The organism is Natrinema limicola JCM 13563, assembly GCF_000337475.1.
In the GTDB taxonomy this organism is placed as follows: domain Archaea; phylum Halobacteriota; class Halobacteria; order Halobacteriales; family Natrialbaceae; genus Natrinema; species Natrinema limicola.
The window spans coordinates 58539-84977 of record NZ_AOIT01000055.1 but is presented as its reverse complement, the minus strand read 5'-3'; the positions used below and the strand labels follow the sequence as shown (position 1 = coordinate 84977).

29 protein-coding genes are annotated in these 26439 nt (G+C 62.6%); 17 read left to right on the top strand and 12 right to left on the bottom strand.

Translation table 11 applies throughout. From position 1 onward, the window contains the following. Window positions 1–58 precede the first annotated feature (58 nt). The 4 genes from C476_RS14195 (at window position 59) to C476_RS14180 (ending at window position 4357) form a co-directional block, all read left to right on the top strand. Entirely contained in the window at window positions 59–355 is a 297-nt protein-coding gene (locus tag C476_RS14195) for a hypothetical protein (RefSeq protein WP_008014141.1), read from the top strand. Next, a complete protein-coding gene (locus C476_RS14190) occupies window positions 355–1329 on the top strand; it encodes an ArsA family ATPase (RefSeq protein ID WP_008014140.1) in 975 nt (324 codons plus the stop codon). The genes C476_RS14195 and C476_RS14190 overlap by 1 nt, the downstream gene beginning before the upstream one ends. Before the next feature lie 110 nt (window positions 1330–1439). Beyond that, complete coding sequence (locus C476_RS14185; RefSeq protein ID WP_008014139.1) at window positions 1440–2639, top strand: redox-regulated ATPase YchF; 1200 nt, start codon at window positions 1440–1442, stop codon at window positions 2637–2639. 80 nt (window positions 2640–2719) lie between these two features. Then, window positions 2720–4357, top strand: a complete 1638-nt coding sequence (locus C476_RS14180; protein ID WP_049911899.1) for a spermidine synthase — start codon at window positions 2720–2722, stop codon at window positions 4355–4357. Window positions 4358–4388: 31 nt separating this feature from the next. On the opposite strand, the gene C476_RS14175 is transcribed toward C476_RS14180, so the two are convergent. After that, the gene (locus C476_RS14175) at window positions 4389–5183 is read right to left on the bottom strand and encodes a helix-turn-helix transcriptional regulator (protein ID WP_008014135.1); all 795 of its coding nucleotides are present in this window, start codon (window positions 5181–5183) and stop codon (window positions 4389–4391) included. Window positions 5184–5420: 237 nt separating this feature from the next. Here C476_RS14175 and C476_RS14170 point away from each other — a divergent pair, with 237 nt between their 5' ends. Further along, window positions 5421–6407, top strand: a complete 987-nt coding sequence (locus C476_RS14170) for a DMT family transporter (RefSeq protein WP_008014133.1) — start codon at window positions 5421–5423, stop codon at window positions 6405–6407. A 130-nt stretch (window positions 6408–6537) separates the two neighbouring features. Here C476_RS14170 and pth2 read toward each other — a convergent pair whose 3' ends face one another. After that, window positions 6538–6876 carry a peptidyl-tRNA hydrolase Pth2 gene (gene pth2, locus C476_RS14165; protein ID WP_008014131.1) on the bottom strand — a complete coding sequence of 113 codons (339 nt, stop codon included), beginning with the start codon at window positions 6874–6876 and terminating at the stop codon, window positions 6538–6540. A gap of 137 nt (window positions 6877–7013) precedes the next feature. On the opposite strand from pth2, the gene C476_RS19410 reads away from it, so the two are divergent. Next, window positions 7014–7895: an MFS transporter gene (locus tag C476_RS19410; RefSeq protein ID WP_241430494.1), complete on the top strand. Its 882-nt coding sequence runs from the start codon at window positions 7014–7016 to the stop codon at window positions 7893–7895. 237 nt (window positions 7896–8132) lie between these two features. Beyond that, the gene (locus C476_RS14155; RefSeq protein WP_008014128.1) at window positions 8133–8540 is read left to right on the top strand and encodes an MFS transporter; all 408 of its coding nucleotides are present in this window, start codon (window positions 8133–8135) and stop codon (window positions 8538–8540) included. 65 nt (window positions 8541–8605) lie between these two features. Here C476_RS14155 and C476_RS14150 read toward each other — a convergent pair whose 3' ends face one another. Continuing rightward, a complete protein-coding gene (locus tag C476_RS14150; protein WP_008014126.1) occupies window positions 8606–9421 on the bottom strand; it encodes a hypothetical protein in 816 nt (271 codons plus the stop codon). A 167-nt stretch (window positions 9422–9588) separates the two neighbouring features. Between C476_RS14150 and dcd the strand changes: the two genes are divergently transcribed. Then, complete coding sequence (gene dcd / locus C476_RS14145; protein WP_008014124.1) at window positions 9589–10191, top strand: dCTP deaminase; 603 nt, start codon at window positions 9589–9591, stop codon at window positions 10189–10191. A 329-nt stretch (window positions 10192–10520) separates the two neighbouring features. Then, window positions 10521–10820, top strand: a complete 300-nt coding sequence (locus tag C476_RS14140; RefSeq protein WP_008014122.1) for a hypothetical protein — start codon at window positions 10521–10523, stop codon at window positions 10818–10820. Window positions 10821–11236: 416 nt separating this feature from the next. On the opposite strand, the gene C476_RS14130 is transcribed toward C476_RS14140, so the two are convergent. After that, window positions 11237–12520 carry a YihY/virulence factor BrkB family protein gene (locus C476_RS14130; protein WP_008014120.1) on the bottom strand — a complete coding sequence of 428 codons (1284 nt, stop codon included), beginning with the start codon at window positions 12518–12520 and terminating at the stop codon, window positions 11237–11239. A 147-nt stretch (window positions 12521–12667) separates the two neighbouring features. Continuing rightward, window positions 12668–13783 (bottom strand): tRNA (guanine(26)-N(2))-dimethyltransferase, encoded by a 1116-nt coding sequence (locus tag C476_RS14125; RefSeq protein WP_008014119.1) that lies wholly within the window; start codon window positions 13781–13783, stop codon window positions 12668–12670. Between the two features lie 101 nt (window positions 13784–13884). On the opposite strand from C476_RS14125, the gene C476_RS14120 reads away from it, so the two are divergent. Further along, window positions 13885–14241: a hypothetical protein gene (locus C476_RS14120; protein ID WP_008014118.1), complete on the top strand. Its 357-nt coding sequence runs from the start codon at window positions 13885–13887 to the stop codon at window positions 14239–14241. 34 nt (window positions 14242–14275) lie between these two features. Here C476_RS14120 and C476_RS14115 read toward each other — a convergent pair whose 3' ends face one another. After that, on the bottom strand, window positions 14276–15475 hold the full coding sequence (locus C476_RS14115; protein WP_049911898.1) for a Cdc6/Cdc18 family protein: 1200 nt from the start codon (window positions 15473–15475) through the stop codon (window positions 14276–14278). A 788-nt stretch (window positions 15476–16263) separates the two neighbouring features. Then, complete coding sequence (gene hisH / locus C476_RS14110) at window positions 16264–16983, bottom strand: imidazole glycerol phosphate synthase subunit HisH (RefSeq protein ID WP_008014116.1); 720 nt, start codon at window positions 16981–16983, stop codon at window positions 16264–16266. 420 nt (window positions 16984–17403) lie between these two features. Here hisH and C476_RS14105 point away from each other — a divergent pair, with 420 nt between their 5' ends. The 5 genes from C476_RS14105 (at window position 17404) to C476_RS14085 (ending at window position 21545) form a co-directional block, all read left to right on the top strand. Then, window positions 17404–18654 (top strand): MFS transporter, encoded by a 1251-nt coding sequence (locus C476_RS14105; protein ID WP_008014115.1) that lies wholly within the window; start codon window positions 17404–17406, stop codon window positions 18652–18654. Between the two features lie 30 nt (window positions 18655–18684). Continuing rightward, window positions 18685–19116 carry a tRNA (N6-threonylcarbamoyladenosine(37)-N6)-methyltransferase TrmO gene (gene tsaA / locus C476_RS14100; protein WP_008014114.1) on the top strand — a complete coding sequence of 144 codons (432 nt, stop codon included), beginning with the start codon at window positions 18685–18687 and terminating at the stop codon, window positions 19114–19116. 301 nt (window positions 19117–19417) lie between these two features. Continuing rightward, a complete protein-coding gene (locus C476_RS14095; RefSeq protein WP_241430495.1) occupies window positions 19418–20413 on the top strand; it encodes an ABC transporter ATP-binding protein in 996 nt (331 codons plus the stop codon). Next, on the top strand, window positions 20413–21222 hold the full coding sequence (locus C476_RS14090; RefSeq protein WP_008014111.1) for an ABC transporter permease: 810 nt from the start codon (window positions 20413–20415) through the stop codon (window positions 21220–21222). The genes C476_RS14095 and C476_RS14090 overlap by 1 nt, the downstream gene beginning before the upstream one ends. 77 nt (window positions 21223–21299) lie before the next feature. Further along, complete coding sequence (locus tag C476_RS14085) at window positions 21300–21545, top strand: DUF7861 family protein (RefSeq protein WP_049911905.1); 246 nt, start codon at window positions 21300–21302, stop codon at window positions 21543–21545. Window positions 21546–21554: 9 nt separating this feature from the next. Here C476_RS14085 and C476_RS14080 read toward each other — a convergent pair whose 3' ends face one another. From C476_RS14080 to C476_RS14065, 4 genes are all read right to left on the bottom strand, one after another. Beyond that, window positions 21555–22676 (bottom strand): TDT family transporter, encoded by a 1122-nt coding sequence (locus C476_RS14080; protein ID WP_008014108.1) that lies wholly within the window; start codon window positions 22674–22676, stop codon window positions 21555–21557. Window positions 22677–22948: 272 nt separating this feature from the next. Further along, entirely contained in the window at window positions 22949–23545 is a 597-nt protein-coding gene (locus C476_RS14075; protein ID WP_008014106.1) for a uracil-DNA glycosylase, read from the bottom strand. Between the two features lie 69 nt (window positions 23546–23614). After that, window positions 23615–24181 carry an endonuclease dU gene (locus tag C476_RS14070; protein WP_008014105.1) on the bottom strand — a complete coding sequence of 189 codons (567 nt, stop codon included), beginning with the start codon at window positions 24179–24181 and terminating at the stop codon, window positions 23615–23617. Further along, window positions 24181–24360, bottom strand: a complete 180-nt coding sequence (locus C476_RS14065) for a DUF5786 family protein (protein WP_008014102.1) — start codon at window positions 24358–24360, stop codon at window positions 24181–24183. The genes C476_RS14070 and C476_RS14065 overlap by 1 nt, the downstream gene beginning before the upstream one ends. Window positions 24361–24579: 219 nt before the next feature. On the opposite strand from C476_RS14065, the gene C476_RS14060 reads away from it, so the two are divergent. Next, on the top strand, window positions 24580–25191 hold the full coding sequence (locus C476_RS14060; RefSeq protein ID WP_008014100.1) for an MBL fold metallo-hydrolase: 612 nt from the start codon (window positions 24580–24582) through the stop codon (window positions 25189–25191). 69 nt (window positions 25192–25260) lie between these two features. Here the strand turns inward: C476_RS14060 and C476_RS14055 are convergent, their stop codons facing one another. Beyond that, the gene (locus tag C476_RS14055; protein ID WP_008014099.1) at window positions 25261–25410 is read right to left on the bottom strand and encodes a 50S ribosomal protein L40e; all 150 of its coding nucleotides are present in this window, start codon (window positions 25408–25410) and stop codon (window positions 25261–25263) included. A gap of 115 nt (window positions 25411–25525) precedes the next feature. On the opposite strand from C476_RS14055, the gene C476_RS14050 reads away from it, so the two are divergent. Next, complete coding sequence (locus tag C476_RS14050) at window positions 25526–26434, top strand: hypothetical protein (protein ID WP_008014098.1); 909 nt, start codon at window positions 25526–25528, stop codon at window positions 26432–26434. Window positions 26435–26439: the final 5 nt, after the last annotated feature.

Here is a 26439-nt window from a genome sequence, read left to right as displayed (position 1 = left end):
CACAGCGTCTTGAAAGCGAGCCACGGGAGTTTTGAGCGTTCGGCACCCAGAGACAGGCATGGATCTGGCCGATCGGATCGAATCGTTTCGTAAGACCCTCGAAGAGTGGCTGCGAGGGCTCTATCACGGCATGATCTCGCATCCGGCCTACGAGAAAATCGAGAAGGAAGCCGAGGACGCCGAGGACGCCTTCATTCTGGCGTGTTTCCCGGACGCATTCGGCATTCCGTCACCGGTTTCGTACTACACGGCAGAGCTGCTTCCCTACCTCGAAGACGAGTTCGAGGCGTGGGAACGGCGGCTGTGGGACCGTGGGACGTACCTCGAGCGCAAGGGCCAGCAGTACCACTTCTGATGGAGCCATTCGTCTTCTTCGGTGGGAAAGGCGGTGTCGGCAAAACGACCGTCTCGTGTGCCTACGCGCTGCGCTGTGCGCGCGACGGTCAGCGAACGCTCGTTGTCTCGACCGACCCGGCCCACTCCGTCACCGACGTATTCGACCAGCCGTTTGATGACTCTCCACAGCCGGTCGACGGCGTCGACGGACTCGACGCGATGCAGATCGACCCCGAGGACGAAGTCACCCGTCACCTAGACGAGATCCGTCAGGACCTCTCCGAACAGGTGTCGGCGTCGATGGTCAACGAGATCAACCGCCAACTCGAGATGGCTCACGGCACGCCGGGGGCCTACGAATCGGCCCTGTTCGACCGCTTCGTCGACGTGATGCGTAACTCGGAGCCGTACGACCGCGTCGTCTTCGACACCTCGCCAACCGGCAGCACGCTCCGGCTGCTCGGCTTGCCGGAACTGCTCGAGGGGTGGATCGATCGGCTAATGTACAAGCGCCGGACGAGTATCGATCTCTTCGAGAAGGCCGCAGTCGGCAACAACGAACCACGCCGCGTGATGGAGGGGGATCCCGTCCTCGCGCGACTCGAAGAGCGAAAGGAGTTCTTCGAGTTCGCCGGTGCAGCGCTGCACGACGACGCTGCCTTTTTCCTCGTCTTGAACCCGGACGAACTCTCGCTGAACGAGACTGAGCGCGCGATTGAGAACCTGCAAGAGAAAGATCTCGAGGTTCGCGGCCTCGTCGCCAACAAACTCACGCCGTCGCCCGGCCCCGACGAGAACGGCCGCGGCGCACGCTACCTCCGCGAACGCGTCGCGACGGAGGACGAGCGGCTCGAGACGATCCGCACTACGTTCGAGCCGCCGCTGGTCGCCGAAATCGGCTGGCGGAGCTCGGAAGTCAAAGGCGACCTGTTAGACGACGTCGCCGCGGAACTCGACATCGAGACGGCAGTCGAACCGCCGACGCACGTTTAGGGCGAGTCGCCCCGGCCTCGAGCCAGTTGTCGAGGCTTTTGCTACGTTGCCTCGTACCACTCCGCCGGTGGACAGAAACCCGTTTAGGCGGGCCGCACCACGGACGAACAATGAGTACGAGTTACCGGATCGGACTCGTCGGCAAACCTTCTGTCGGCAAGTCCTCCTTCTTCAACGCGGCGACGATGAACGACGTGCCCGAGGGGGCCTACCCGTTCACGACGATCGACCCCAGCGTGGGCGAGGCCTACGTTCGCGTCGACTGTGCAGCACCGGAGTTCGACGAGGAGTGTACGCCATCGGTTGGCTACTGCGACCACGGGACGCGATTCGTCCCGACGAAACTCGTCGACGTGGCCGGACTGATTCCCGGCGCACACGAGGGCAACGGACTCGGGAATCAGTTCCTCTCAGACCTGAACGAAACCGACGTCCTCGTCCACGTCGTCGACTTCTCCGGGAAAACGGACGCCGAGGGCGAACCCACCGAGGGCCACGATCCGCGAGACGACATCGGCTTCCTCGAGGAGGAACTCGATCAGTGGTATCTGGGCATCCTGAAGAAGGGCATCGAACGCTACGAAACGGGCTACACCACCGAAGACGACGCCATCGAGGAAGAACTCGCCGAACAGATGAGCGCGTTCAAGACGAACGACGACGAGATCAAACGCCTCATCCGGCGCGTCGACATCGGCTTCGAGCCCGGCGAGTGGGACGACGATGACAAACTCGCACTCGCCCGCGAGATCCGCAAGGAGACCAAGCCGATGGTCATCGCGGCGAACAAGATGGACACCCCCGAGGCCCAGGCAAACTACGAAGAGATCACGAACGATCCCGACTACGACCACCTGACGATCGTTCCCTGCAGCGCCCACGCCGAGAAGGCGCTGAAGTCGGCCGACAAGGCCGGCGTCGTCGACTACCGGCCAGGCGATAGCGACTTCGAGATCACCGGCGATGTCTCCGGTGATCAGGAACAGGGTCTCGAGCAGATTCGAGACTTCCTCGACGAGTTCGGCGCGACGGGCGTCCAGGCAGCCCTCGAGACGGCGCTGTTCGACGTCCTCGGCGTGACGCCGGTGTTCCCCGGCGGCGCAAACGGGCTGGGCAACGAACGTGGCGAGGTGCTGCCTGACTGTTATCTGATCCCGCCGAACTCGACCGCGGAGGACTTCGCCTACAGCCTCCATTCGGATATCGGCGACGGCTTCCTGCATGCGATCGACTGCCGGACGAACCGCCAGTTGGGCAAAGACTACGAGGTCGAGCCCCGCGACGTAATCGAAGTCATCACGACGAACTGACGCACCTCGACGGGACTCGAGAGCCGGCGAGTCCGTATTGCGCCGACAGGTTCTCGTCACGGGCCCACGTTAGGCCGACAATGAGTATGGGGAAGCCCGCCGCCTTTCGGCCGACGAAACCCGACGTCGCGGTGTTCGTCTCCGGCGTCACCAGTATGGGTCTCGAAATTCTCGCCGGTCGGATCATTGCCCCCCAGTTTGGCAGCAGTATCTACACCTGGGGGAGCATCATCACCGTCTTTCTGGCCGCGTTGAGTCTCGGCTACTGGCAAGGCGGGAAAAAGGCAGCGACGGCGTCGAACCGGCGCATGAGCTGGCTCCTGCTTGGGACGGCGGGCTACGTCGCGATCGTGATCTACGCGAGCGACCAACTGCTGCTCTCGGCGTCGGCGATCCCGCTGCCGGCCCGGTACGCCTCGTTGCCGGCCGTACTCCTCCTCTTCGGACCGCCGACCTATCTGCTGGGCTTTATCAGTCCCTACGCGGCCGAACTCTCTCAGAAGGACGGCACCGGCGAAGCGTCGGGCCACGTCTACGCGCTCGGCACCATCGGCAGCATCGTCGGCGCGGGTGCGACGACGTACGTCCTCGTTCCCGCACTCGGCATCGACGCCATCGGCCTCCTGTTCGGGTTCATCCTCGTCGGGACCGCGTTCGCGCTGACGCTGCCCAGACTCTCCCCGAAGCCAGCCTCGGCCAGCGTCGCGATCGCGCTGCTGCTCGTCGTTGCGGCCGGCCTCGGCCCGGTGGCGTTCGACCATCGCGGCGACGTCGTCTACCAGACCCAGACCGCCTACCAGGAACTCGAGGTGATCGACGACGGCGACGTCCGGACGCTGTATCTCGATGGGGCACGCCACAGCGCGATGGACCTCGAGGACCCCGACCGGCACGTCTTCGAGTACACGCGCTACTTCCACCTCCCCATGTTGATGGTCGACGATCCCGACGAGGTCGAGAACGTGTTGTTCATCGGCGGGGGCGGCTACACCGGGCCGAAGGATTTCGAGCGGAAGTACGACGTCGACGTCGACGTCGCCGAACTCGACCCCGAAGTGACGCGGACGGCCAAGGAATACTTCCGCCTCGAGGAAAGCGAGAACCTGACCGCGCACACGGAAGACGGGCGGATCTTCCTCCAGGAGACCGACAAGAAATACGACGTGATCGTTCTCGACGCCTACCAGAAGGATCAGGTTCCCATCCACCTGACCCAAGTGGAATTTATGGAGTTGGCCGAGAGCCACCTGGATGAGGATGGCGTCTTGCTCGCGAACGTCATCGCCGCACCCAGCGGCTCCGGCTCGGCGTTCTACCGGGCACAGTACAAGACGATCGACGAGGCCTTCGCGTCGACGTATAGCTTCCGCACCTCGAGTTGGGACTCCGTCCAGAACATCGAAATCGCCGCGACGAAAGCCGAGACGAACTTCACCGAGGCCGACCTCGAGACACGAAACGACCAGCGCGACCTGGGAATCGACCTGCGTAGCGAGGTCGACGCCTACATGGACGCGCCGAACACCGACGACGTGCCGCTGCTGACCGAGGAGCACGCACCCGTCGGCGACCTCCAGGCATCGACGGTGGGCCAGGAGTACGTCATCGAGCAAACCGGGGACGACGAGACACAGCCGGAGCCAGCATCCATCGCAGTTGGGCCGGAACTGCCCGCACACGCACGGCCGATACCGGGACTCGAGTCGATCCCGTCCTGACGCGGCCGCCCCGAGCACGCTGCTGTGCCCGTTACTCCGAAAGCGCGTCGGCCTCGAGTGGCGTCGCCGTCCGCCAGTAGTGATCGAGCGAGTCTTCGGCCCACGCGCGGACGGCGTCGTCGTCAGTGTCGACGGCGGCCCGCAGGATGCCGTTCTCGTCGCGCAAGAGCAGACAGACGTCCGCGTCGACGATCATGATCGCGATCGGGACGCCCTCCTCTCGAACTCTGATCTCAGCGGTGTCGGCGTCGAGCAGCGCCTCGAGTTGACGGCGAAGTCCCGACTCGTCGGCCAGCGCGTCGATCGCGTTCTGCCCAAAGACGCCTCGAAACTGCTGCTCGCCCGCAGTCACACGCTCTCGAACGACGCCCAGCGTCTGCTCGTTGAACGTATGCGAAAACGTCCGAACCTCCTCGCCCGTCCGGAGAAACTCGAGCAACCGACTCAGCGGCGCGTTCGGCCGCGTCGCGCTGGGAGTGGTAATCGTCGCGTCCGAGAGCCGCCGGAGGTCGAACTCCATCGCGTGGGTCGGCAAGTAGTCGACGATCTCGCGGAGTTTGGCCTCCGTCTCGAGGATCTCCTGAAGATCAGTGAACCCCGCCGCGACCAGTCGCCCTGTCGCGGTCGCGACGTACGCGTTGCCGTCGTGTCTGATCCACGACCGGTCCTCGAAGTCGCCGAGGATCCGACCCAGCGTCGCCTGCGAGGCTCCGGTCGCCGCAGCTAGTTCGGTCCGCGTGTGTCGCCCTTCCGAGAGCAACCGGAGGACCTCAACGCGATTTGACGACAGTGCGAGAAACTCGATCTCCTCGAGCGCCGATTCCATACGGGTTCTCGTCGCCGCCACGGCAAATTGGTTTCGCACCGTGCAAGGTTTTCAGAGGGTGCAGCGATAGCAGGGTCCCGGCCGCTTTCCCGGCTCGCCACCCTTTCTTGTCGTGAAATATTTTCTGAACGAAACTATAAACCTACAGCTCATACGGTGTAGTACGATGATCTTCGCGATTCACGCGCCGGCCGCCCTCGAGTCGGCGCAGCTGGTCTCCACGGCGGTGACGGGAGAATGATGTCCCGTCGCAGTGCCGTCTTCTTCGCGCTCTCGAGTCTACTCTTCGGCGGGACCTTCGTCGCCGCGAAGGCCGGGCTTTCGTACTTCCCGCCGCTGCTGTTCGTGGCGCTGCGCTACGATATTGCGGCGGTAGTCATGCTGGCGTACGTCGGACTGACCGGTTCGCGGTCGACGCTGCTCCCGCAGAGTCGCGGCGACGTCGCCAGCATTCTCGCGACCGGCGTCCTCGCGATCGGGGTGACGAACGCCTTGCTGTTCGTCGGCCAGCAGTACGTCTCGAGTGCTGTCTCCTCGATCATCTACAGTCTCAACCCGATCATGACGCCGGTGTTCGCCGCGGCGTTGCTCTCCGATGAACGCCTCTCTCGGCGCGGCGCGGCCGGGATGGGACTCGGCCTCGTCGGCGTCGGGCTCGTGGTCAGCCCGGATCCCGCAAATCTGCTGGCGGGGGCCGTCGGGAAGGGCATCCTCTTCGTCGCCGCGATCAGCGCCGCACTGGGTGCCGTGTTGATCCGCCGGGCCGACAGCGACCTCTCGAGTCCGGTCCGCGTCGCTTGGGGGCTGCCCTTCGCCGCGGCGCTGAGCCACCTGTTAGCCTGGGCGAGCGGCGAGTCGGCGGCTGCGATCACGTGGACGACCGAGGCGCTGCTGGCGCTTGGCTACGTGAGTGTCTTCGCTGGTGCCATCGCCTACGTCGCCTACTTCGGGCTCATCGATTCGGCCGGCGCGATCCGCGCGAACCTGATCTTCTACGTCGTGCCCGTCGTCTCGGCGCTCGGCGGCTGGGCACTGCTCGGTGAGACGATCGATGCGATCGCGATCGCCGGCTTCCTGACGATCTTCGCCGGCTTCGCCGTGCTCGGCAGCAAGTCGATCGAGATCGGCTCGCTGCTCCCGGACGTCGGCTCCGACGTGCCGTCCTCGTCTGCCGACGGCGAGTCGGTCGTCAGGGAGGAACCGCGGGGCTACCGCTCGGACTGATACGGACCGCTGTCAGTCAGTTCCGGCGCACCCGCGACCGTGTTACGGTTGCGCCGGGAAACAGTTACAGCAGCCCGTATGATTCACTGGCGCTCGAGGCTGGCTCGAGTCGTAGACTGCGCTGTGACGGTTAGAACAACGAGAGGTCGCCGGTCACGCTGTCGACGCGATCGTCGGCTGCCGGGCCGACAGCGAGCGCGGTGACGGTGCCGGGCTCGAGTTGGGTGTGGCCGGCGTCGCGGATGAGCGCGTTGGGGATGCCGTTACTGTCGGCGATCTCAGAGAGTTCGTGTAGTTGTCGTTCGCTCTCGCCTTTGAGGACGACCTTTTTTTGCCCGCCCTGTTTCCACTGTGATTGCAGCTGGCTGTCTGCCTTCTCGTAGGCCGACAGCGACGCGTGGGCGACCTGTGCGGCGAGTTTCCCCTGTCCCATGCCGATGTCGGTTCGAGCGACGATGGCCTGTTTCATAGCCGACTCGAGGACGGGAATCCCTTTACTTGTACCTATCGCGACTGCGGAACCGGCAACCGGTCCAGATGGCGATAGCATTGATGTGCATGAGAATCACACGGTCTGTCATGCAGGAGCGTCGTCGGGTTCTCGTCGTGACATCGGTCGCGCTGTTCTTTTCGGTACTTGTCTGGTTCAACTATTCGGCGGTGCTGCCCCTGATCGTCGAGGAGTGGGGCCTCTCGGGGACCGAAGCGGGGGTCGTGTTCGGCGCACTTCAGGCGGGCTATCTCGTCGCGATCGTTCCCGCAGGCTGGCTCGCAGATCACTACTCGCCGCGGTGGGTGATCGCCGTCGGTGCAACTGGGACGGCGCTCCCGAGTCTCGCGTTCGCCGCGGTTGCCGACGGCGTTCTCGTCGGCACTGTCTTGCGATTTCTCTCCGGACTCTTCGTCGCTGGCGTCTACAGAGATACAGCGAGAGTGCCTCGGGGCTTGACCCCGAAGGTGAATCGAGTAAGCTATATGATGGGTACCACCGTATTGGAGAGTACAGTTGCGACGTGGATTAAAGACCTTAATCCGAAGCAACTGCCGGCAGTTGCGAGGAATGCGACTCCTCTCAAAACCCGCGTCTTTGGCGTGATGAGACGGGAGTTGCCGGGCCGTGGTGGAGCGGCCGACCCTCACGGACGCACCGAGCGTTCGGGTATTAATTCCAGACGACTCGTCACGGGAAGTCCGAGGGGAATTAAACTCGCCTGCGACCGCACGGCCCGTTTCGGGACGTGCGGTCAAAACGGTGAAGCCGCGGGGCTTGCCCCCGCGGTACTTCACTCGTGGCACAACTGGGAGCTGTTCGGCGTCCGCAACTGGTTGCTGGCTTTTCTTGTGATGACACCAGCGTTTGTGGCGACCGACTCGGCGGTCGTGCCGGGGCTGGTCGTCGGCGCGATGATACATAGTGTAAGCGCATACCCGCGTCTTCAGGCCTGTCTCTTACCCAGATGTTCGCGGTGTTCCAAACAAGCGTTTTAGACGCTCGCAGCTTCGATTTGCGACCGGAAACTCGAGGTGAGGATCGATTCGGGTGGCAATCTCAGCGGAGAGAATGGACGAATGCGGATGTGCGATATCGTCGAAATCGATCCTTACGGCTGGTCAGGCCCGTGAATACCGGGAGTTGTGGTCGTATTCATTGATCCGTTCTCTCACTACAGCGGCTCCATTTGTGGGTAAGAGACAGGACTTTAGGCGCGGGAGGAGGTCAATGCTATGAGCGGCGTCGGCAACGCCACCGGTGGCTGGCTTAGCGACCGCATCGGTCGGCCGCAGACGATTGCTGCCGGCCTCGGTGCCAGTACCATTTTGAGCGCGACGTTCGGACTCCTTGGCGGGCTCCCACTGGCCGCACTTGTCACTGTCACGCTCGTCTACGGCGTCGTCCTCGCGCTCGATAGCGCGCCCACGTCGACGCTCGTCACCGAGGTCGTCGCCGACGAACACGTCGGCACCGCGCTGTCAGTCCAGTCGCTGGCTGGCTTTTCGACGACGGTCGTCTCACCGATCGTCTTCGGACTGGCACTCGACCGTGGCGGCTACGCCGCGGCGTTTCCGACACTTGCCGCCGGTGCGTTCCTCGGATTGCTGTCAGTCGGTGCGCTCGTGTGGTTCGGGCGGTAACGGCTCGAGCGAGTCCAGAACGAGTCGTCGCCCGTCGCCACTCTGCAGGCGGCTTTGCCGCTCGCTCACAGGACGATGGCTTCGTTGCGGAGAAGCTCTCGTTCCGTCCGTTTCGCCTCCGGACCCGCTTCGACGAGGGTTGGCTTGTCGACTGGTTCCGAAAACCGGTCCGGGTCCGGCTCGAGCGGCTCGAGCATCGCGGAGAAAACCGAGCCGCGCCGGCCGCCGGCCGAGACGATGCCGCCGTATTTGCGTTCCTCGAAGGAGGTGTCGTCCGGGTTGGGAAACTCCTCGCGGATGATCTGTGCGGTCTCTTTGAGATACGTTGCCGCCTGCTGCTGTGAGTAACAACTGTCCTCGTAGTACGCCTCGGCGTATTCGTCGGCCAGGTCCTCGGTGGAGTGTTCTGGGGACTCGTAGCAGATCGACTTCGTCGTCGTGTATCCATCGGTAAAGCGGATATTCATCGTAAAGCTCTCCGGATACCGGAGGATAACTGGTGAAAACATCATCTCCGTAATCGTGGTTCGTTGTTGAATCCGCCACAGTCCCTCGAAGTAGTAGGCTACCAGTGCTCCGATTCGGTCGTCGCGATCGCCACGAGCATATGCCATCGCGACCTCCTCGTAGTCATCGCCTGCAATCCGCCTGAGCCGCCGCTCGAAACTCTCGGCAATGCGCTCGAGTTCCGCCTCGTAGGCAGCCAACAGTGGAATCTCGGGATCGGCGAGTAACTCCGCCTTCCGCTCTCGAGCGTCCGCCACGGTCATCATGTTCTCGTGGAAGGCTCGCTCGGCCGTGGTGTCGGGAAGTGGAACCCGAACCGCACGTTGATGCAAGACTTTCGTATCGCCGTTGAAGCGATCCCGTTCCCCATCCATGCACCGCCGTTCATCATGTATCATTATAATTTATTAGGCCGTTCAGCCTATAATTCCATATAGGCAATAAGAGTTAGCTATCACCACACATGGTGATGCGTGGCGGCTCGCTGGCCGCTCGAGCGCGGACCGAGGAATTTAGGGCCCCGTACTCGCTCCTACTCGGTATGATCCTCTCCGATGCGGACATCTTAGCGCGTCTCGAGGCCGGCGACCTCGTCGTCGAGCCTCTCGACGACCCAGAATTGCAGATCCAACCTGCGAGCGTCGACCTTCGGCTGGGACGAGAATTCCTCGAGTTCCAACGGACGAACATCCCCTGTATCCACCCCAACTCCGAACAGGAAGTCGACGAATACGTCACGGAAACGATCGTCGAGGACGGTGACGACTTCATTCTCCATCCCGGCGACTTCGTGCTGGGGACGACCCACGAGCGCGTCGAGATCCCGCCGGACCTGATCGCCCATGTCGAGGGTCGCTCCTCGTTGGGCCGGCTCGCCGTTGTCGTCCACGCGACCGCCGGCCTCTGTGATCCCGGCTATCGCGGCCAAATCACCCTCGAACTCTCGAATCTCGGAACGGCACCGGTCGCGCTCACGCCGGGGATGCGCATCTCCCAGCTCACCTTTACCGAACTCACGACGGAAGCCGAACGCCCCTACGGCAGCGAGCGTGGCTCGAAGTATCAGGATCAGGACGGCCCGCAGGCCTCCCGAATCCAGAGCGATGACGAGTTCGGCGGCGATCAGCTCGAGCGCGATCGGTGAACGGCGACGGCTGAACACGCCGACAGGACGTTCACTTTTGACCCGGCCATAGCGACGGGCACGCCCCACGGTGGGACGCCATCGACGAGCGCGACCGCAGCGACGCCCGCGAGAGGCTCGAGGCGATCCGAGACGACAAGGTGCCCGTCGCCGACGGCCGGGAAGCGGTGGACGACGCTCTCGAGAAACGGTGCTGCTCTCGACGGCGAGCGGTTCGCCGCGGCGTTCGACGGCCTCGGTGCATTGCTCTGTGTTCCGATCGACAGAGAGACGTGTCGCCGGCTGTTGCAGGCACCACGTGCTTGTCTCAGGTCGCAGTACCGATGGACATGTGCGCCACTTTTTCCGACGACGACGTCGGTAAGGCCGTCGAGAACGGTAACGGCGAGGCGGTCGGCGTCATCACTGCAGTCGAAGGCGACATCGCCCATGTCAGGCCGGATCTGTCGGCCGTCGAATCGATCACATCGTCGCTCGGCTGGGAGGGGGCTGTCGAGATGACCGTGACGCTCGAACGGACGATCGTTCGAGAGCGTACCGCGGACGCCATTCGGCTCGAGGGATCACTTCCGCTCTCGAATGCATCCGACGATGGAAGCAGAACTGAACGAGACGCAGTCAATGACTGAGACGGTTTGCTGTAACGATGTACCGGTGCAACCGCAGGGCGGTCGCGGTTGCACCGGCAATGACTTACAGTAGACCGTATGAGACGGACTCCTGTCAATCAGTTCCGGTGGGACCGAAACCCCCCGCACTGCGGGCCCACCAGGACATCGTCACAACAGACCGTCTGAGGCCAGGACACGTCAGTCGACCTGACCGAGCTGGCTCTCGCGACCCGTGAAACGGCTCCGATCGAACAGGGACCGACGAGTCAAAAACAGCTGGGAGAACGACGGTGATTCCGGGACCGGGACCGATCGACGACCACTCGTACTGCCGGACAAAACGGTTCATCCCTCGATCGCACCCACAACGCTGTTGCCGACGGCGACAGCCATCGAGACGCGCTCGAGTATTCACTGACGTTTGGCCAGTCGTATCAGGAGCGTCGCTCGCCGATCGCATCGCGCAGGCGGCCAGGCACGTCGAGCATGGAGATGCCGAATCCGAACAGGACCATCAGCACGTAGACGCCGAGCGTCGAGGTCCAGACGACCAGCATCGAGAGGATCGCCCACGGCCCCTTGAGGAAGTAAAACGCCGCGATCGACATCGCGGTCCCGTAGAGCAAGACGATATATGGCCCCCAGTCGCGAGCGTGGCCGCGGCGAACGCGTCTCCGGACGTAACGCTTGAGTTCGCTCTCGAGGGACTCTTTTCTGACGGTGCGATCTTCGACGTCGTCCTCGAAGGTTGCGACGCGATCGCGTAGCCGTTCGATTTCCTCGCGCAGTACTTCGGGATCGTCCGCGCGGTCGTGTGTCCGGGCGCTCGCGCGGTCGCTGGCGCGGTCCTCGGTCGCCCCCTCGTCGGCACCCGTGGCGTCGTCGGTCATCGCTTCTGTCGAGACCTGTCGTCCGCGGGGACTTTGTAGCTGCCGATCCACTTCACGGTCGGCGATGGTTGCGTTGATGACCGCCCCGAAGACGAGGATAATCGCACCGGCATACAGCCAAACGAGCACGAGAAAAACGGCACCGAGCGCACCGTAGATCGTGTACCCAGTGGCGAAATCGGTATAGAGGGAGAACGTCCCGCTTAGCACGACCCAGCCGACGGCTGCGACGACCGTTCCCGGCAGCGCCTCACGGATCTCAACACTGGCGTCCGGAAAGATAACGTACAGCGGGAGAAACGTCACGAGCAATCCCACAAGGACGAACAGCTGGCCAACGACCGCCAACTCAACCCCCGGCACGACCAGGATCAGGAACTCGAGTACACCGACCCCAACGAGGCCCAACGTGATACTGATTGCGACGATTGTCGCATCCCAGAACGTATCGAGCAATGATTTCGATCCCACTGTCCCGTATACCTGAGAGAAGGCCCGATCGAGACCGCGCAGGACTCGACTCGAACCCCACAGCAAGCCGAGGATGCCGACGACGGTTGCACTTTGCCGGCCAGTCTCGTCGATGATCGTCTCGGCGAGTACCTCTCGAGCTGCCGGCGTGAGGATGTCGCTGGCCGCGACCGAGAGTTGCGCTGCAAGCGTCTCGCCGCCGATCGACGCCGCGATTCCAAGTACCAGTAGCGTGAGTGGGACAAGTGAGAGAAAGCCGTAGAACGCGACGCCGGCAGCGAGTAGCGTCACCTGTTCGTCTCTCGCGAGCCGAACGGCCTGCCCCACGAACTCGCGCCCCCATCCGTGGTCGGTCACACTCCCTGTTTCGGGTTCACCCACAATATGTAATCACACGGCACAGGCACATAACCGGCTGTTGTAGGGCCTATGTGTGCCTGCAGTGTCGGGCTGGTGAGCGCGTTAACACTGTAGCCGCTGGCTTCGATCGGCTCCGATAGCCGACTACTCGAGACTGTCTTCGGTCGCCGCGCGAATCTCGCCGACGTTCGCGTCCGTTTTGAACGTCGTGCCGCCATAGTGGGCCCTCGAGGCCTCATAGCCGGCGTCACGGAGGTCGGCGAGGAAGTCGTCCATCGCATTGGCAGGCAGCCCCCAGTTCCGACAGAGCTTGTGTTGGTCGTAGTGGGTCGGCTCGTCGAGTTCGGCCGCGACCGTATCACAGAGTTCGCGCGCCTGTGGTGCAGTGTTGAAGGTGTAGGGGATTTCGTCCCGGACGGCGGCGATGAACGCCGAGTCCTGGACGGGGCCGAGCCAGACTGGTCCGGCAATCAGCATGCGATTCCCGCCGCAGTGGGGACACGTTTCGAGCGGATCGGCGATCAGGCCGGGATCGGCCTCGCGGTAGAGACAGTCTTCACAGTGGTAGAGGTGGCCTAACTCGTCGATCGCCGCGTCGGCCGACGTGGCCTTGTGCTCGAGCTCGAGGTACGTCCGGACGTAGTGGCTGGTCGCGTGAGTCAGGATCGGCTCGACGCCCACGTCGAAGCGGGCGGCGCTGCGGGCGAGCGCAGAAATGAGCACGCGCACGCCCATCTCGGCGTGATAATCCGTGTTTCGCGGCACCGCAGAATACGAGCGGACGCCGCTGTTGAAGTGGGCCCCACACAGCGGCGCGGTGTCTGTCGCAGTGACACAGACCAGATCCCGGCAGTTGGCGAACGCGGCGTCGGCGAAAGGCATCGGCGTCCCGTAGGGGTCGAGATCGATCACGTCGAACGGCTCGTCGTGCATCACGGCGTTGACGTTGCGGTGTTCGACCCTTGCCTCGCAGTCGTTTCGCTCAAGATTCTCCCGCGCCAGGTCGACTGCCTGTTCGTCGACATCACAGCAGGTGACGTCCCAGCCGTCGGCTGCTGCCCGCACGCCGCGGACGCCGCTTGCGGTCATCGCGTCTAAATACGACGTGGCACGCTCTTCTCGCTCGCGGTAGGCCCGCAGTGTTGCGATCGTCAGGTCCCGGTTCAACTCCTGTCGCGGGTTGTAGAAGACCGCCTCCTCGATGCCGTCGGTCTGTTCGCCGGGCACCTCGAGTTCGACCCCGCCCTCGGTGACGCGCATACCACGTCTCGTCGGTAGCGAGCGAAAAACGGTGTGGTCTCGAGCGGCCCCGCTGGCCGGACAACCAAACCGATTTTACAGTTGAGCGCACAGTTTCGGACGTGTCGAAGGCAGATCCCGTCGAGCGATGGCAAGCCGCTCTCGAGGAAGCCGGCGAACTCACGCCGGAGATCGTCGGCCAGATCACGCGGATCCACGGTGACCGCGGCGCTCGAGCCATCGAAGCAGTGGGGGAAAACCGGGTGAAGGCCTACCGCGATTTCACGATCGTCGTCGGCTACGACGACGAGTACATCGTCGAAGACGGGAACTGTACCTGCAAGGACAGCGAGTACAATCTGGACGACGACGACCCAACCGAACGCTGCTGGCACTCGCTCGCTGTCGCGATCGCGCGCCGAGTGGGCCATGTCGACTACCACGATATGTGGTACTCGGACGTGCGCGAGCTCCTGTGACAGCAGCCTCTCGCCCAGCGAATCGCTGCTCCCACTACTCGGACTCGTTACAGGCAGCGATGATGACCTTCGGATCGTCGATCAGCCGATTCTCCATATAATTGCCTTTTCCTCGTCCGGCCCACTTGCGTTCCTGCTCGATGATCGAGAGAAACTCGAGTTCCGAGAGGATATCGCGGACGCGCCGGAGCTTCAGGTGATCGGACTCGTCGCGCTCGCAAAGCCGCTTGTAGAGGTCGTAGGCCTCGTTCGTCGTCACCGGTGCGTTATCGCCTTCCTTTTGCTGGGTGAGTAGCGCCATTGCCTCGAGGACCAGCTTCGCGTGACTCGGACTCTTGGAGATGAGTTCGGCGAGTCGACTCGTCTCTTCACGTTCGTGGGCGTGATCGACGCAGTCCTCCGTGACAGATTCGAGGTCACTCTCCTCGGCAATCTCTCCAGCAAAGCGGAGAATGTCGATTGCCTTCCGGGCGTCGCCGTGTTCACGGGCAGCGAGTGCGGCCACGCGGGGGATGACGCCGTCCTCGAGGACGCTCTCGTGGAACGCATCCGAACGCGATCGCAGGATCTCACGGATCTGGGTCGCGTCGTACGGCGAAAAGACGTACTCCCGTTCGCAGAGGCTGGATTTGATCCGCTCGTCCAGCGAGTCCTTGTAGCGAACCTTGTTCGAGATGCCGATGACGCCGATCGTACTCTCGGTGAGTTTGCCGGATTCGACCGCCCGCGAGAGCTGCATCAGGATGTCGTCGTCCTCGATCTTGTCCACTTCATCTAGAATAATCAGCGCGACGTCGTACCGACTATCGACGATCCGCCAGAGCCGCCGATAGTACTCCGAGGTGCTCAACCCCGAGTGAGGAATCGAGATATCCGTTGTCGCCTGGTCGTTGAGTTGGTGGCCAGCCGACTGGACAGCCTGTGTCTCTGTCGACTCTTGCAGGCAGTCGACGTAGGCGACGCCGATCGAGACGTCGTTATCCTTCGCACGCTCGATGGCCTGGTTGGTGATGAATTTCGAACAGAGGGACTTCCCGGTTCCCGTCTTCCCGTAGACGAGGACGTTGTTGGGTGTGTTCCCGCGTGTGGCCGGTTTGATCGCGTTCGCAAGATCCGTCAGTTCGTCCTCACGACCGATGATTCGGTCGCCGTCGGGGAGGTGCGAGACCTGCAGGAGTTCCTTGTTCCTGAAGATCTCGTTTTCGCTGCCGAAGTAATCCATCGAATCAGGCATTCAGTTGTCGGAGACATTCCCCGGAGAGCACTTAACCTGTTCGAACCGCGGTGCCGCTGTATCCACATTATTTTGCATTTTGAGGGGGATAAACGGCAGAAAAAGCACCCCACGGTGCCGCTGTATTTGTGAAACAGGACCCCGGAGTTCCGCTGTAATCGACACAGGAGTCTCCTGACGGTCACCCCGCAGTGCCGCTGTATCGCGAGCGAGCAGCCCAAGCTCGAAAAGTAGTTGGACTGATCTGGCCGCGGCCGAGTACCGGATTTCTCCTGTATAAATGCAAAAGGGTTTCCATAGGGACTGCTCCAGTCGTTCTCTACCCCGTAGTGCCGCTGTATGCGGAGACACACACCCCGTAATGCCGCTGTAAGCGCCTAGCAGTGTTAGATCACGAGAAACGGGGGTTCGAAAGGGAGAATCGACCGGCCGATGGATTCAGTAGGCCGCTCGAGCGAACAGCCAGAATGGACTGCAATCCACTTTATCGATTCGAGCGGTGGTTCTGCGTTCAAAACACTCAATGGACGATAACACACCAGTCATATTTAACGATACCGTCTTTCGAGTTGATCATCAGGGTGTTCGAATTCGCCGCTCTACTCGATCAAAACTGTTCCACTGAGATTATCCGATAGAGTCGCTATTCCGCCGTCTTACAGCGGCACCGTGGGGTGTGTCTCTTCTCTCCCGCTCAACTTCGCTGCTCGTGTCATTGGTCACTACCGCTCGTGTTGCTACTCTGGTCGGAAACCCTCGAGTCAGAACGAATCGAATACGCGATGGAGCTACTCCTCGGCGCAGATTTCGACGAAGTTCCGCAGAATCCGTAGCCCAGTCTCCCCGCTTTTTTCGGGGTGGAACTGCGTGCCGAAGACGTTGCCAGCCTCGTTCGCGACAATCGAGGGGAACTCCCGTTCGTAGTCCGTCGTCGCGACGACTGCGTTCTCGTCGTCGGGGGCTGCGTAGTAGGAGTGGACGAAGTAGGCGTAGTCCCCGTCGACGGAGCCCCCAGAGACGGCTCCGTCTTCTCGCTGCGTCTCCGACGCAACGCTGTCGACGCCCTCGACGAGCGGGTGCTCGCGCTGGACCTCGAGTTCGTTCCAGCCCATGTGGGGGACCTTCTGGCCTTCAGCGAATCGGACGTTCGTCCCGGGGATCAGATCGAGCCCCTGGACAGCCGACTCGCCGTCAGTTTCGCCCTCTTCGCTCGTCGTGAGCAGCATCTGCATACCGAGACAGATGCCAAAGAGTGGCGTGCCGCTTTCGGCGACCTCGAGGAGATCTTCGCGAAGCGGATCGGCGTTCTCGACGCCTTCGCGGAACGCGCCAACACCTGGGAGGACGACGCCGTCGGCGTCGTGGAAAGCCGCAGGGTCGTCGGTGATCTCGACGTCGGCACCCGCACGCTCTAAGCCACGAGTGACACTACGGAGGTTTCCCAGCCCGTAGTCGACAATGATGACGGAGGCGAGCGTTTCCTCCGGTGGAGACGAGACGGTGCTCATACGTCTACTCGGTGTGGCCCGTTGAAGTGAATTACCATTCGGGCAATCATCCTCGCGGGGCGGTCACGGATGCCTGCAATCAGAGACTGTCTCGCGGGTGCCCGCGATCGGGATTGTCGGTCGACTGCCATCCCGTTGGCTGCCATCGACGGTGTCTCTCTCGATTCGGTGAAATATTGTTTATCATTGTAAACACTATAGCCAAAATCGGTGCGAGATGGTCGGTAGTCCCGTTGCCATACAGTGACTGTGTGTTTGCTCATACGAGATCAGCCACTTCTCTGTGGAGTCAATAATCGCCAGGAGGGGCCATTTCGATGCGGGCAGTGTCGCCTCTCAAGGGGTGCAGCTGTCTCCGGTACCGAAGGCACTATTAACGATCGAACGCCGAATAATAATTGCGTGGCGAATACAAGACTAATGCGACTCAGACACACGATACGAGATCTCTTTGACGCACGTGGCGTCCCGGCAGCGGACCAGCGGCTCATCGGCTATACGACGGGGGCACATGCACTCGATCACCTCGTCATCCTCTCGATTCCGCTGTTTATCCCCATCTGGATCACCGAGTTCCAGGTGACGACGTACGAGCTGGGGCTGCTCGTCACGCTCATGACCGGATTGTACGGTGCGATGGCGCTTCCATCCGGCATTCTCAGCGATCGGTTCGGCGCGGACACAGTGATCACCGGCTTCTTGTTGTTGACCGGAGGGGTGTTCCTGGCTGTTCCATTCATCGATTCGTTTGCGACGTTGGCAGTCGTGGTCGCGCTGGCAGGCGTCGGTGCCGGGTTCTACCACCCGCCAGCGCTTGCTTTCATCAGCCGCGAGGCGGAGGCGCCGAGCAAGGGCTTTGCCTACCACGGCATCGGCGCGAATCTCGGGATCGGCATCGGGCCGCTGCTCATCACCGCCGGACTCGCAGTCAGCGATTGGCGGACCGTCCTCGGACTGCTCGCGGTCCCACTGCTGGGGTTCGGCGTGCTCTTTGCGCTCCGTGGTCCCTCGGACTCGAACGACCACACGGCGTCGTCGCACTCGATCGGTGACGTCCTCACCCAGCTCCGTGCGCTCGTCACTCCCGTCTTCCTCGGGATTATCGCCGTCTACGTGTTCGCAGGGATCTACTATCGCGGTACGCTGACTTTCCTCCCACAGTTCATCGACACGCTGTCGTCGCTGCCGAGTCTGGATCTCGCCGGGGCATCCGTCGGTGCTGGGCAGTGGCTCTACTCGCTGATCCTGCTGACCGGTTCGGTCGGCCAGATCGTCGGCGGTCACCTCGGCGAGCGATTCGAGATCGAGCGCGTCCTGCTCGGCGTCTTCGCCGCGACGAGTCTCGCCTTGCTCGCGCTCGGCGGACTCTCCGGCACTGCCGTCATCGGGGTCGGGCTCGTCTTCGGTGCCCTCCTCTTTACCCTCGCGCCGCTCCAATCGTCACTCGTTGCGAAACACACGCCCGACGCGGGACAGGGCATCGGCTTCGGGCTCGTCTTTACCGTCAACTTCGGAATCGGCGCACTCGGTGCCTCACTGGCCGGCTGGCTCCTCTCGAGCAGTTCCTACTCGCTGCTCTTTGGCGTGCTCGCCGTGTTCCCGCTCGTCGCAGCCGCCGCAGTGCTTTCGGTCTCGAAGCGAGGCCGCCCGCCTGAATCGCACGCACAGTAACCCACTTCGGATCACAAACACACGACATCCATGACCATCACGTTCACCCCAATCGGACACGTTCGCTCACCGTACGACACGCCCGCAGCCGTCGACCACGACGCGGTCGACGAGACGACCGGCGAAATCGTCCTCGAGGACGACTACGAGGACGGCCTCGAGGGCATCGACGGCTTCTCACACATCGTCATCTTCGCTCACTTAGACGAGATCGACGAGTACCACGCGACCGCTCGACCGCCACACGCCGACGACCTCGAGGTCGGCACCTTCGCGACGCGGAGTCCTCACCGACCGAACCCACTCGCCCAGACGACCGTCGAGTTGCTCGAGCGCGATGGGACGACGCTGCACGTCAAAGGACTCGATCTCGTCGACGGAACGCCCGTCATCGACGTGAAACCCTACGTCGGTTCGATCGACGACGAAGACGTTTCCTTCGGGTGGCTCGAGGACCTGTAAACTACCCACCTACTCTCTCGGCGCATACGCCCCTCAGTCTTTGATGATGGGGCTTTGATGTGGATCCCTGTAATCAGTCGTCGGCAATATACCGTTGACTCTCGCCGTTCAACGGCTGCCGAAGGCGTTGGCCTCGCACTTTTGTAGCTGGGGTACTTAAATAGCGCTCGTGACCGCGCGGGAAAACGAGCGGCAGCCAAACGGTGAGCCCGTCGATCACCGTCTCGGTGACCGATCGGCTGTGAGCGCCGCCGATCAGCTGTCGCTCGACGACGGGACTCGCAGCGAGGGAACCGATCCGCTGTTGGACCGCGCTTCCCGTGTTAACACACCGTCGACCGATGACAGCGGCATCGCTGTTTCCGTTACTGGTCTGCGAAAGCGCTTCGGTGACAGAACGGAGTCCGTTACCGCCGTCGACGACGTTTCCTTCGACATCGAAACCGGCTCGATTGTCGGTCTGTTGGGACCGAACGGTGCCGGAAAAACGACGCTCATCAAGTCGATTCTGGGCATGGTGCTTCCAGATGAGGGGTCCGTTCGGATCAACGGCGTCGATGTCTATGAACGCCCTCGAGACGCGTACGCGCACGTTGATGCGATGCTCGAGGGTGCCCGGAACGACTACTGGCGGTTGACCGTCAGGGAGAACCTGCGGTACTTCGCGACGATCAGCGGCGTCGACCCGGATTCAGTTCGCGGCCGCCATGAGCGGCTTCTGACACAGTTGGGACTTGCGGAGAAAGCGGACGTCCCCGTTCGTGAGTTGTCGCGAGGGATGAAACAAAAAGTCTCGTTGGCCAGCGTCCTCGCTGGCGGTGCCGAGGTTGTGTTCCTCGACGAGCCGACCCTTGGACTGGATATCGAGAGTTCGCGAACGCTCCAGCGGGAACTGCGACGCCTCGTCGAGGAAGAAGCTCTCACCGTCGTGCTCAGCAGCCACGACATGGACGTCGTTGAGACGGTGTGTGACCGCGTCCTCATTATGTCCACCGGCGAGATTATCGCGGACGACACCGTCGACGCGCTGCTGTCAGGCACCGATTTGCACTCCATCGAGATTACGAGTCGGGATCTCGATTCGGCCATCGTCTCGACCCTCGAGGAGCGCTTCGAGACGATCAGCGTCGAACCGCGCGAGCGAGGGCACCGGATCACCGTGACGACGGACAGCGATGGACTGTACACGCTGTTGGCCCACCTCCGCGCCGAAGACGTCTCCCTCGAACGCGTCCGGACGATCGAACCGGATCTCGAGGACGTCTTCGTCGACTTGACGGCCGGGAGGGACCGATAATGGCCAACCAGCAGGGCACGGATGAAACGCCGCGTCCGGCCGGTTACTATCACCTCGCGCGGGCAGTACTCACCCGCGAATTTCTGATCTTCGTCCGCTATCCCGCCAACGCGATTGGCGGCATCGTCATCTCGGTGTTCTTCTTCGGCGTCCTCTTCTATGGCGGACAGATGATCGCCGGACAAGCGCTGACCGACTCGATCGAGGGGATCATCGTCGGCTACTTCCTGTGGACGCTGTCGGTGGGCGCGTACTCCTCGATCTCGAACGACATCGCGAGCGAGGTCCAGTGGGGAACCCTCGAGCGCCACGTGATGACGCCGTTCGGGTTCGCACCCGTGGCGCTGTTGAAAGGCGTCGCGAAGATCGTCCGGACGTTCATTACCTCGACGGTCATTCTGGTCGTAATGATTCTTCTCACCGGCACGACGCTCCAACTGAACCTGCTCACGATCGTCGTCGTCGCGACGCTGAGCATCGTCTCGGTGCTCGGACTCGGACTCGCAGCCGGTGGGGTGACGGTGCTCTACAAACAGATCGGCAACTGGCTGAACCTCCTCCAGTTTGGATTCATCGTTCTCATCTCTGCTCCCGCGTTCGACCTCGGGTGGATGCAGGTGCTCCCGCTTGCCCACGGCAGCGCCCTCCTTCAGCGGACGATGGTCGACGGTATCCGTCTCTGGGAGTTCACAGCGTTTGACCTCGCGCTGTTGTTCGTCACTGCGGCCGGCTATCTGGCGCTTGGATATGTCGTCTTCCAGTATGCGACCCGCCGGGCGCGACGACTCGGTGTGCTCGGCGACTACTGATTGACACGGATCGATCACCACACTACGCGCTCGAGTCGACCACGACGCTCAACCGATCGCCATCCGTCCGTATGACCATGACTCACGACCGAATCCACGCCCGGAAACCGACACACGACCTCGAGCGCTGGTCCGTCGGCACGATCGAGTCGATTACCGACCGGGACGGCCACTGTGTCTTCGAGGTCCGAACCGCCGCCGGCGAGACGATCGAACTCGTCGTCACGACTGCGATCCGGGAGCTGGTGTTGCGACGGCTCGACCTCGCGGACGACGAGTCACCGATCGGGTCCCGCGTCTGGTATCGACAACACGGCGGCTGACTGGTGGTGTTAATCGGCTGTGAACGCGCGGCCACGGGCGACGAGCCGCCAGGTCTGTCCTGCGGTAATCGTCCAGATGACCAGCAGCAGCGCCGTCACTCCAAGCAGGACGTGGCCGAAAACCGCGACACCGAGAAAGGTCGCGAGCACGTCTGCCGAGACGGCGAACGCGCCGATCGGGAAGGTGTAAGCCCACCACGTGAAGAAGAACGGGTGGGTCCGACGCGTGACGTAGTAGGCGACGAGCGCGCCCGTCAGGACGAACCACCAGGCCGAAAAGCCCCACAGCAACAGTGCCAGCACCTTCAAGAGTGGTACCAGCGGTGCGACCGTGATGTCGAAGCCGACGCCGGCCTGTAACGCGTGGGTGAGTCGCGCGAGATCGATGACGAGGACGGACGTCGGCGCGAGCCCGATAGCGAACGTCGGGGCGAGTTTCTCGTGGGGCAGCGTCTCGTAGGCGTACCGGTAGAGGACGATCGAGCCGAAAAACAGGAACAGGAAGGTCCCCACGCCGAGGGCGACCACCGAGACGGTAAAGATCGTCTGTCCGGCGAGCGTGCCGGCGTAGTACTCACTGACGAGCAGGAACCCGAGCAACGGAATCACGAGGTGTGACACCGGCGGGATGTACCACGCGAAGACGCCGTCGTCGGGACCGATCCGGTCGTTGGTGAACATGAGCGTAACCAGCAGGAAGCCGAAGCCGAAGATGCCGACGCTCCCGGCGGCGAACAGGACCGTCAGTAGCGGTCGCAGCATCGCCGCTGGCACGATGTCGCCCATCGTCTGAGCGATGCCGACGCCAAGTACGATCAGCGTGATCGGCATCGTCGGGAAGAACTGGCTTCGGATCGGGTGGGTCAAGTCAGCCCACACCCGGTTGGGATAGAGGACGAGTCGCAAGCACCACGGAATCAGGTACGCGACCGTCGCGACCACTGTCAGGCCGACGAACGCCATGGCGAGCGTCGCGACGGGGGCGAGATCGGCCCGTGTGGCGACCAGCGCGAGTGCGATACCGAGCACACCCGTCCCCATCGTCGACCCGAACCACTGTGGTCCGAAGAATTCGATCGTGGTCGCGATCCGCGACCACGTGTCGTCTGTGGTTCGTTCTATATTACTCATACACAATTAATATAGTAGCAAATGAGCACAACTGCATTTGAAGGTGTCGACTACGCTCTGTGACGGGCTCCAACTCTAGTCAGTTCTCCTCCCGAACTCGTGATGTATTCGACTCTTCACCTCGACAGCTAATTTGCAAGACATTTGGTTGTATGGTACATAGCGCACAATACAACGATGGGCGACGTTACCGTCGAAACCGACGCGTTCTAGCTGCCTTCGTCGACTTCGACTCCTCGAGTGAAGTGTAACGCGGGTCCGACTGCCGGCCCTCAAAAGCCGTCGAGTCGCGTTTGCCCACCGTCGCTGTCGTCGACGTCCGCGAGCTCCGCTGCCCGCTGGAGTGCGTTCTCGAACGTCTCCGCCTGACTGCGATCGTACAGTGTCGCCGCCGGGTGGACACAGATCAACAGTCGCCGCGGCGTCCCGTTGATCCGGACCTCTTCGAGCGAGCCTGCTTCTTTGGTGACCGCGACCGACCGATCGAGGAGGTGCTCGCTCGGGACTTTCCCCAGCGTGACGATCACCTCGGGATCGAGGTGGTCGATCTCGCGCTCGAGATAGCCCCGGCAGTGCTCGAGTTCCTCGGTCGTCGGATCGCGGTTTTCGGGGGGCCGACAGCGCACGCAGTTAGTGATCCGAACGTCAGCGCGTGCGAGACCGACGGTTCGGAGGCCGTCGTCGAGGACGGAGCCACTGCGGCCGACGAACGGCTCGCCCTGGTCGTCTTCGTTGGCCCCGGGCCCTTCGCCGACGAACAGCAGGTCGGCGTCCTCGGGGCCGACGCCGTTAACGATTCGGCTCCGAGAGTCGACTAACGCCGGACAGCGCGTACACTCCGTGACACAGAGGTCTTCCATCTCGCCCATACTGATGGCTCAGGCGGTCGCCTTCTACCTCTTTCGGGATGCAGGTGCCGGTCGCCGTCGCAATCGCCGTCACTCGAGCGACCGGGCGTACGAATCGGCCGCGCGAGCCGCCAGTCGGGCGACGCGAATCGGCTCCGGACGGCCACCTGCGGGCGTAAACGCTCGAACGGTCTCGTCCGTCTCGGTGGGCTCGAGGCCGATGGCTCTGACGTAGACGGTGTCGCCGTCGAGCGACAGTTCCCGTCGCTCGGGCAGTGCCCGGTAGGTCTCGAGGCGTGTCTCGAGTTCGGGACCCGAAAACGCGTCACGAAGACCAGCCGCGAGTCCGTCGCTCGCCTCGAAGGTGACGGCGATCACCGGTCGCTCGGCTGCCTCGTGAATCCGAGACAGGTCGAGAATATTGTACCATGCGGGGGCGACAGCGCCGAGCATGACGTACCGGGCGTCCGGTCGCTCGAGGTCGTCGAGCAGTCCGAGAACGGCATCAGTCGCGTCAGTGCCACCGAGATGACAGGAACTGTACGCGAGGCCGTCACAGATGCAGTCGGCGCGAACGACAGCACCGGCGAGCGTGCTTCGACCTCGATCGTCGTGGTACGATTCAGCGATGCCCAGCGCCCGCACCCCGGACTTCATCAGGTGTCGTCTTCGTCTTTGATCTCCTTGAGCCGATCGAGGAGTTCGTCGCTCGATGCGCCGTTTTCGAACTCGATGGTTCCGTTGTGGCTGTTCGATCCCGACTTGACTGCGTCATCGTCGTCAAAATCAGCGTCTACCTCCTGCTGCTCGGATTCGTCGTAGCTCCCGAATCCCATACAGTGCCCATTATGCGGTTCGGATTGAAAAATTCAGTGGTCACTGGTTTATTAGGGATTCCCAAGTCGCCGGGACGTTCCGGAGGTGGCCCAACACGACCGGTCCGGGCATCGAATATAACTATCTCGTCATATAGTGGGCCGACCGGAGAACTGTCGGACGGTCCAGAGCAGTCATCGATGATACCGTTTTTGCCCCCGGCCGTCGACGACTCCTGTATGGAAGTTCACCACCTCACCGAGGACGCGGAGACGTTCACCTGTAACGTCTATCTGGCTGTCGACGACCGGCCGACACTGATCGACGCCGGTGCGATGGAGGGCATCGTCGACGAGATTCGGCACCACACCGACGGGCTCGAGGCTGTCGTCATGACCCATCAGCACGGCGACCACGTCGCCCAGCTCGAGGCGGTCGTGGAGGCGTTCGACCCCGAGGTGTACGCCTACGCCGATCATCCGATGCGTACCCACGCGATCGACGACGGCGACACGGTCGTGATCGGTGACGAGGAGTTCGAGGTCGTCTACACGCCGGGCCACGCCGACGACCACGTCTCGCTCGTCTCTGAGTCGTCGCTGTTCTCCGGCGACGTGGTCGTCCACGACGACGGCGCGTTCGACTACGGCAGCTTCGGCCGCACCGACATGGCCGGCCAATCCCGCGAGCGACTCATCGAGAGCATTCAAGACCTTCTCGAGCGCATGCCCGATACTGTCGAACATATGTACGCTGGCCACGGCGGCGTCTTCCACGGTGATGTGCGCGATGTGGTCGAGACAGCGCTCGAGCGGGCCGAAAAGCGAGCGCCGAAATATCCCGACGAGTAGCACCGCGAGCGCTGCGCGTCCCGGGTGCTGTGGCTATGGTCGTTGTAGATCGGTAAGAAAAACGCCCGATTATGCCGCGCGCGCTTCCTTCGCCTTGGGGCGAAGCTTCTTGTAGCCGCACTTGCGGCAGCGCTTGGCGTCTTTGGAGTTGCGAGCGTTACAGCGCATGCAGATCTGTTTCTCGAGCATCCGTTTCTCAGCGACGTCGAAACTGGCCATACCTGGCCTTTGCTCGTGGAGCATTTAATCGCTGTGATCCGATCGGGGCGTTCGCGTCTCGAGTAACTGGTTCGAGAACCAACAGTTAGGTGCAGGCAACACGAAGTGGCCGATAATGGCGACCGGTCCGATTAGGTGGACGTTCGACCCGCGTGAGAGCTGGCTCGCAGGGCTCGCGACGTACGCACCGTACGGTCTCTTTGGTGGGGTCGGCCTTCTGGCCCTGCTCGGCGGCGTGGCGCTCATTGTCTTCGGGACCGGCGACGCATCGGTGCTGGCGGTGCTCGTTGTGCTCGCACTCGTCGGCGGACCGCTGTCGCTGCTGTATCTCTGGCTCCTCGTGAACTACGGCTCGAACGGATCGAAGTGGGTCACACAGTACACCGGGGCGGCCCGCGTTACGAAACGTGGTATCGCCGTCTCGGCGGTCGTCGGTGGACTCCTCATCGTGACCGCGATCGCCGTCGCGGCCGAGTTGCTGGCGGTCTTCGTCGCCGCCGTGCTGGTCATCGTCGTCGTCACCAGCCCGCTCACGACGCCGGTCGCACTCGAGCCACGGGAACGACGACTGACCCTCGGCGACGACGATGGATTCGGTGGCGCGACCGTCGTGGGCCTCGAGAACGTCACCGGCGTCTGGCGGGTTCCGCTGGGGCCGCTGTCACGGTGGCGGCTCGTCGTGCTTCGCCGAGTACGAGGGAACCCGGTGGTCGTTCCGGTTCCGGATCGGCACGTCGAGACGGTCGAGCAGACGCTCGAGGCGGGACTCACCGCGACCCCAACTGTAGAGCCGAAAACAGCCGGAACGACGCGCCCGATGCGGATCGTATTGGCAGCGATCGGGATCGGGTTCCTCATGACTGCAGTCTGGTTCACTGTGCTGATCGAACAGACGGGAATGACTGCTGGTGGGCGAGTGGTCGTTCCCATCGGGCTCCTCGTTATGTTCGCCACAGTCGTGCTCGGCTACGCTGGATACGAGTCGTGGCTCGCGCGCCGTTCAGAACCGTCGTCGGACGGGTGACGATG

Excerpts from the sequence above, each read along its gene's own strand:
- C476_RS14055 (WP_008014099.1), bottom strand. The coding sequence starts at position 25,410 with ATGGCCAGTTTCGACGTCGCTGAGAAACGGATGCTCGAGAAACAGATC.
- hisH (WP_008014116.1), bottom strand. The coding sequence starts at position 16,983 with ATGAGCACCGTCTCGTCTCCACCGGAGGAAACGCTCGCCTCCGTCATC.
- C476_RS14105 (WP_008014115.1), top strand. The coding sequence starts at position 17,404 with ATGCGACTCAGACACACGATACGAGATCTCTTTGACGCACGTGGCGTC.
- C476_RS14170 (WP_008014133.1), top strand. The coding sequence starts at position 5,421 with ATGATGTCCCGTCGCAGTGCCGTCTTCTTCGCGCTCTCGAGTCTACTC.
- C476_RS14155 (WP_008014128.1), top strand. The coding sequence starts at position 8,133 with ATGAGCGGCGTCGGCAACGCCACCGGTGGCTGGCTTAGCGACCGCATC.
- C476_RS14065 (WP_008014102.1), bottom strand. The coding sequence starts at position 24,360 with ATGGGATTCGGGAGCTACGACGAATCCGAGCAGCAGGAGGTAGACGCT.
- C476_RS14180 (WP_049911899.1), top strand. The coding sequence starts at position 2,720 with ATGAGTATGGGGAAGCCCGCCGCCTTTCGGCCGACGAAACCCGACGTC.
- C476_RS14140 (WP_008014122.1), top strand. The coding sequence starts at position 10,521 with ATGTGCGCCACTTTTTCCGACGACGACGTCGGTAAGGCCGTCGAGAAC.
- C476_RS14050 (WP_008014098.1), top strand. The coding sequence starts at position 25,526 with ATGGCGACCGGTCCGATTAGGTGGACGTTCGACCCGCGTGAGAGCTGG.
- C476_RS14080 (WP_008014108.1), bottom strand. The coding sequence starts at position 22,676 with ATGAGTAATATAGAACGAACCACAGACGACACGTGGTCGCGGATCGCG.
- C476_RS14115 (WP_049911898.1), bottom strand. The coding sequence starts at position 15,475 with ATGCCTGATTCGATGGATTACTTCGGCAGCGAAAACGAGATCTTCAGG.
- C476_RS14195 (WP_008014141.1), top strand. The coding sequence starts at position 59 with ATGGATCTGGCCGATCGGATCGAATCGTTTCGTAAGACCCTCGAAGAG.
- C476_RS14125 (WP_008014119.1), bottom strand. The coding sequence starts at position 13,783 with ATGCGCGTCACCGAGGGCGGGGTCGAACTCGAGGTGCCCGGCGAACAG.
- tsaA (WP_008014114.1), top strand. The coding sequence starts at position 18,685 with ATGACCATCACGTTCACCCCAATCGGACACGTTCGCTCACCGTACGAC.
- C476_RS14085 (WP_049911905.1), top strand. The coding sequence starts at position 21,300 with ATGACTCACGACCGAATCCACGCCCGGAAACCGACACACGACCTCGAG.
- C476_RS14090 (WP_008014111.1), top strand. The coding sequence starts at position 20,413 with ATGGCCAACCAGCAGGGCACGGATGAAACGCCGCGTCCGGCCGGTTAC.
- pth2 (WP_008014131.1), bottom strand. The coding sequence starts at position 6,876 with ATGAAACAGGCCATCGTCGCTCGAACCGACATCGGCATGGGACAGGGG.
- C476_RS14070 (WP_008014105.1), bottom strand. The coding sequence starts at position 24,181 with ATGAAGTCCGGGGTGCGGGCGCTGGGCATCGCTGAATCGTACCACGAC.
- C476_RS14150 (WP_008014126.1), bottom strand. The coding sequence starts at position 9,421 with ATGGATGGGGAACGGGATCGCTTCAACGGCGATACGAAAGTCTTGCAT.
- C476_RS14190 (WP_008014140.1), top strand. The coding sequence starts at position 355 with ATGGAGCCATTCGTCTTCTTCGGTGGGAAAGGCGGTGTCGGCAAAACG.
- dcd (WP_008014124.1), top strand. The coding sequence starts at position 9,589 with ATGATCCTCTCCGATGCGGACATCTTAGCGCGTCTCGAGGCCGGCGAC.
- C476_RS14185 (WP_008014139.1), top strand. The coding sequence starts at position 1,440 with ATGAGTACGAGTTACCGGATCGGACTCGTCGGCAAACCTTCTGTCGGC.
- C476_RS14075 (WP_008014106.1), bottom strand. The coding sequence starts at position 23,545 with ATGGGCGAGATGGAAGACCTCTGTGTCACGGAGTGTACGCGCTGTCCG.
- C476_RS14060 (WP_008014100.1), top strand. The coding sequence starts at position 24,580 with ATGGAAGTTCACCACCTCACCGAGGACGCGGAGACGTTCACCTGTAAC.
- C476_RS14175 (WP_008014135.1), bottom strand. The coding sequence starts at position 5,183 with ATGGAATCGGCGCTCGAGGAGATCGAGTTTCTCGCACTGTCGTCAAAT.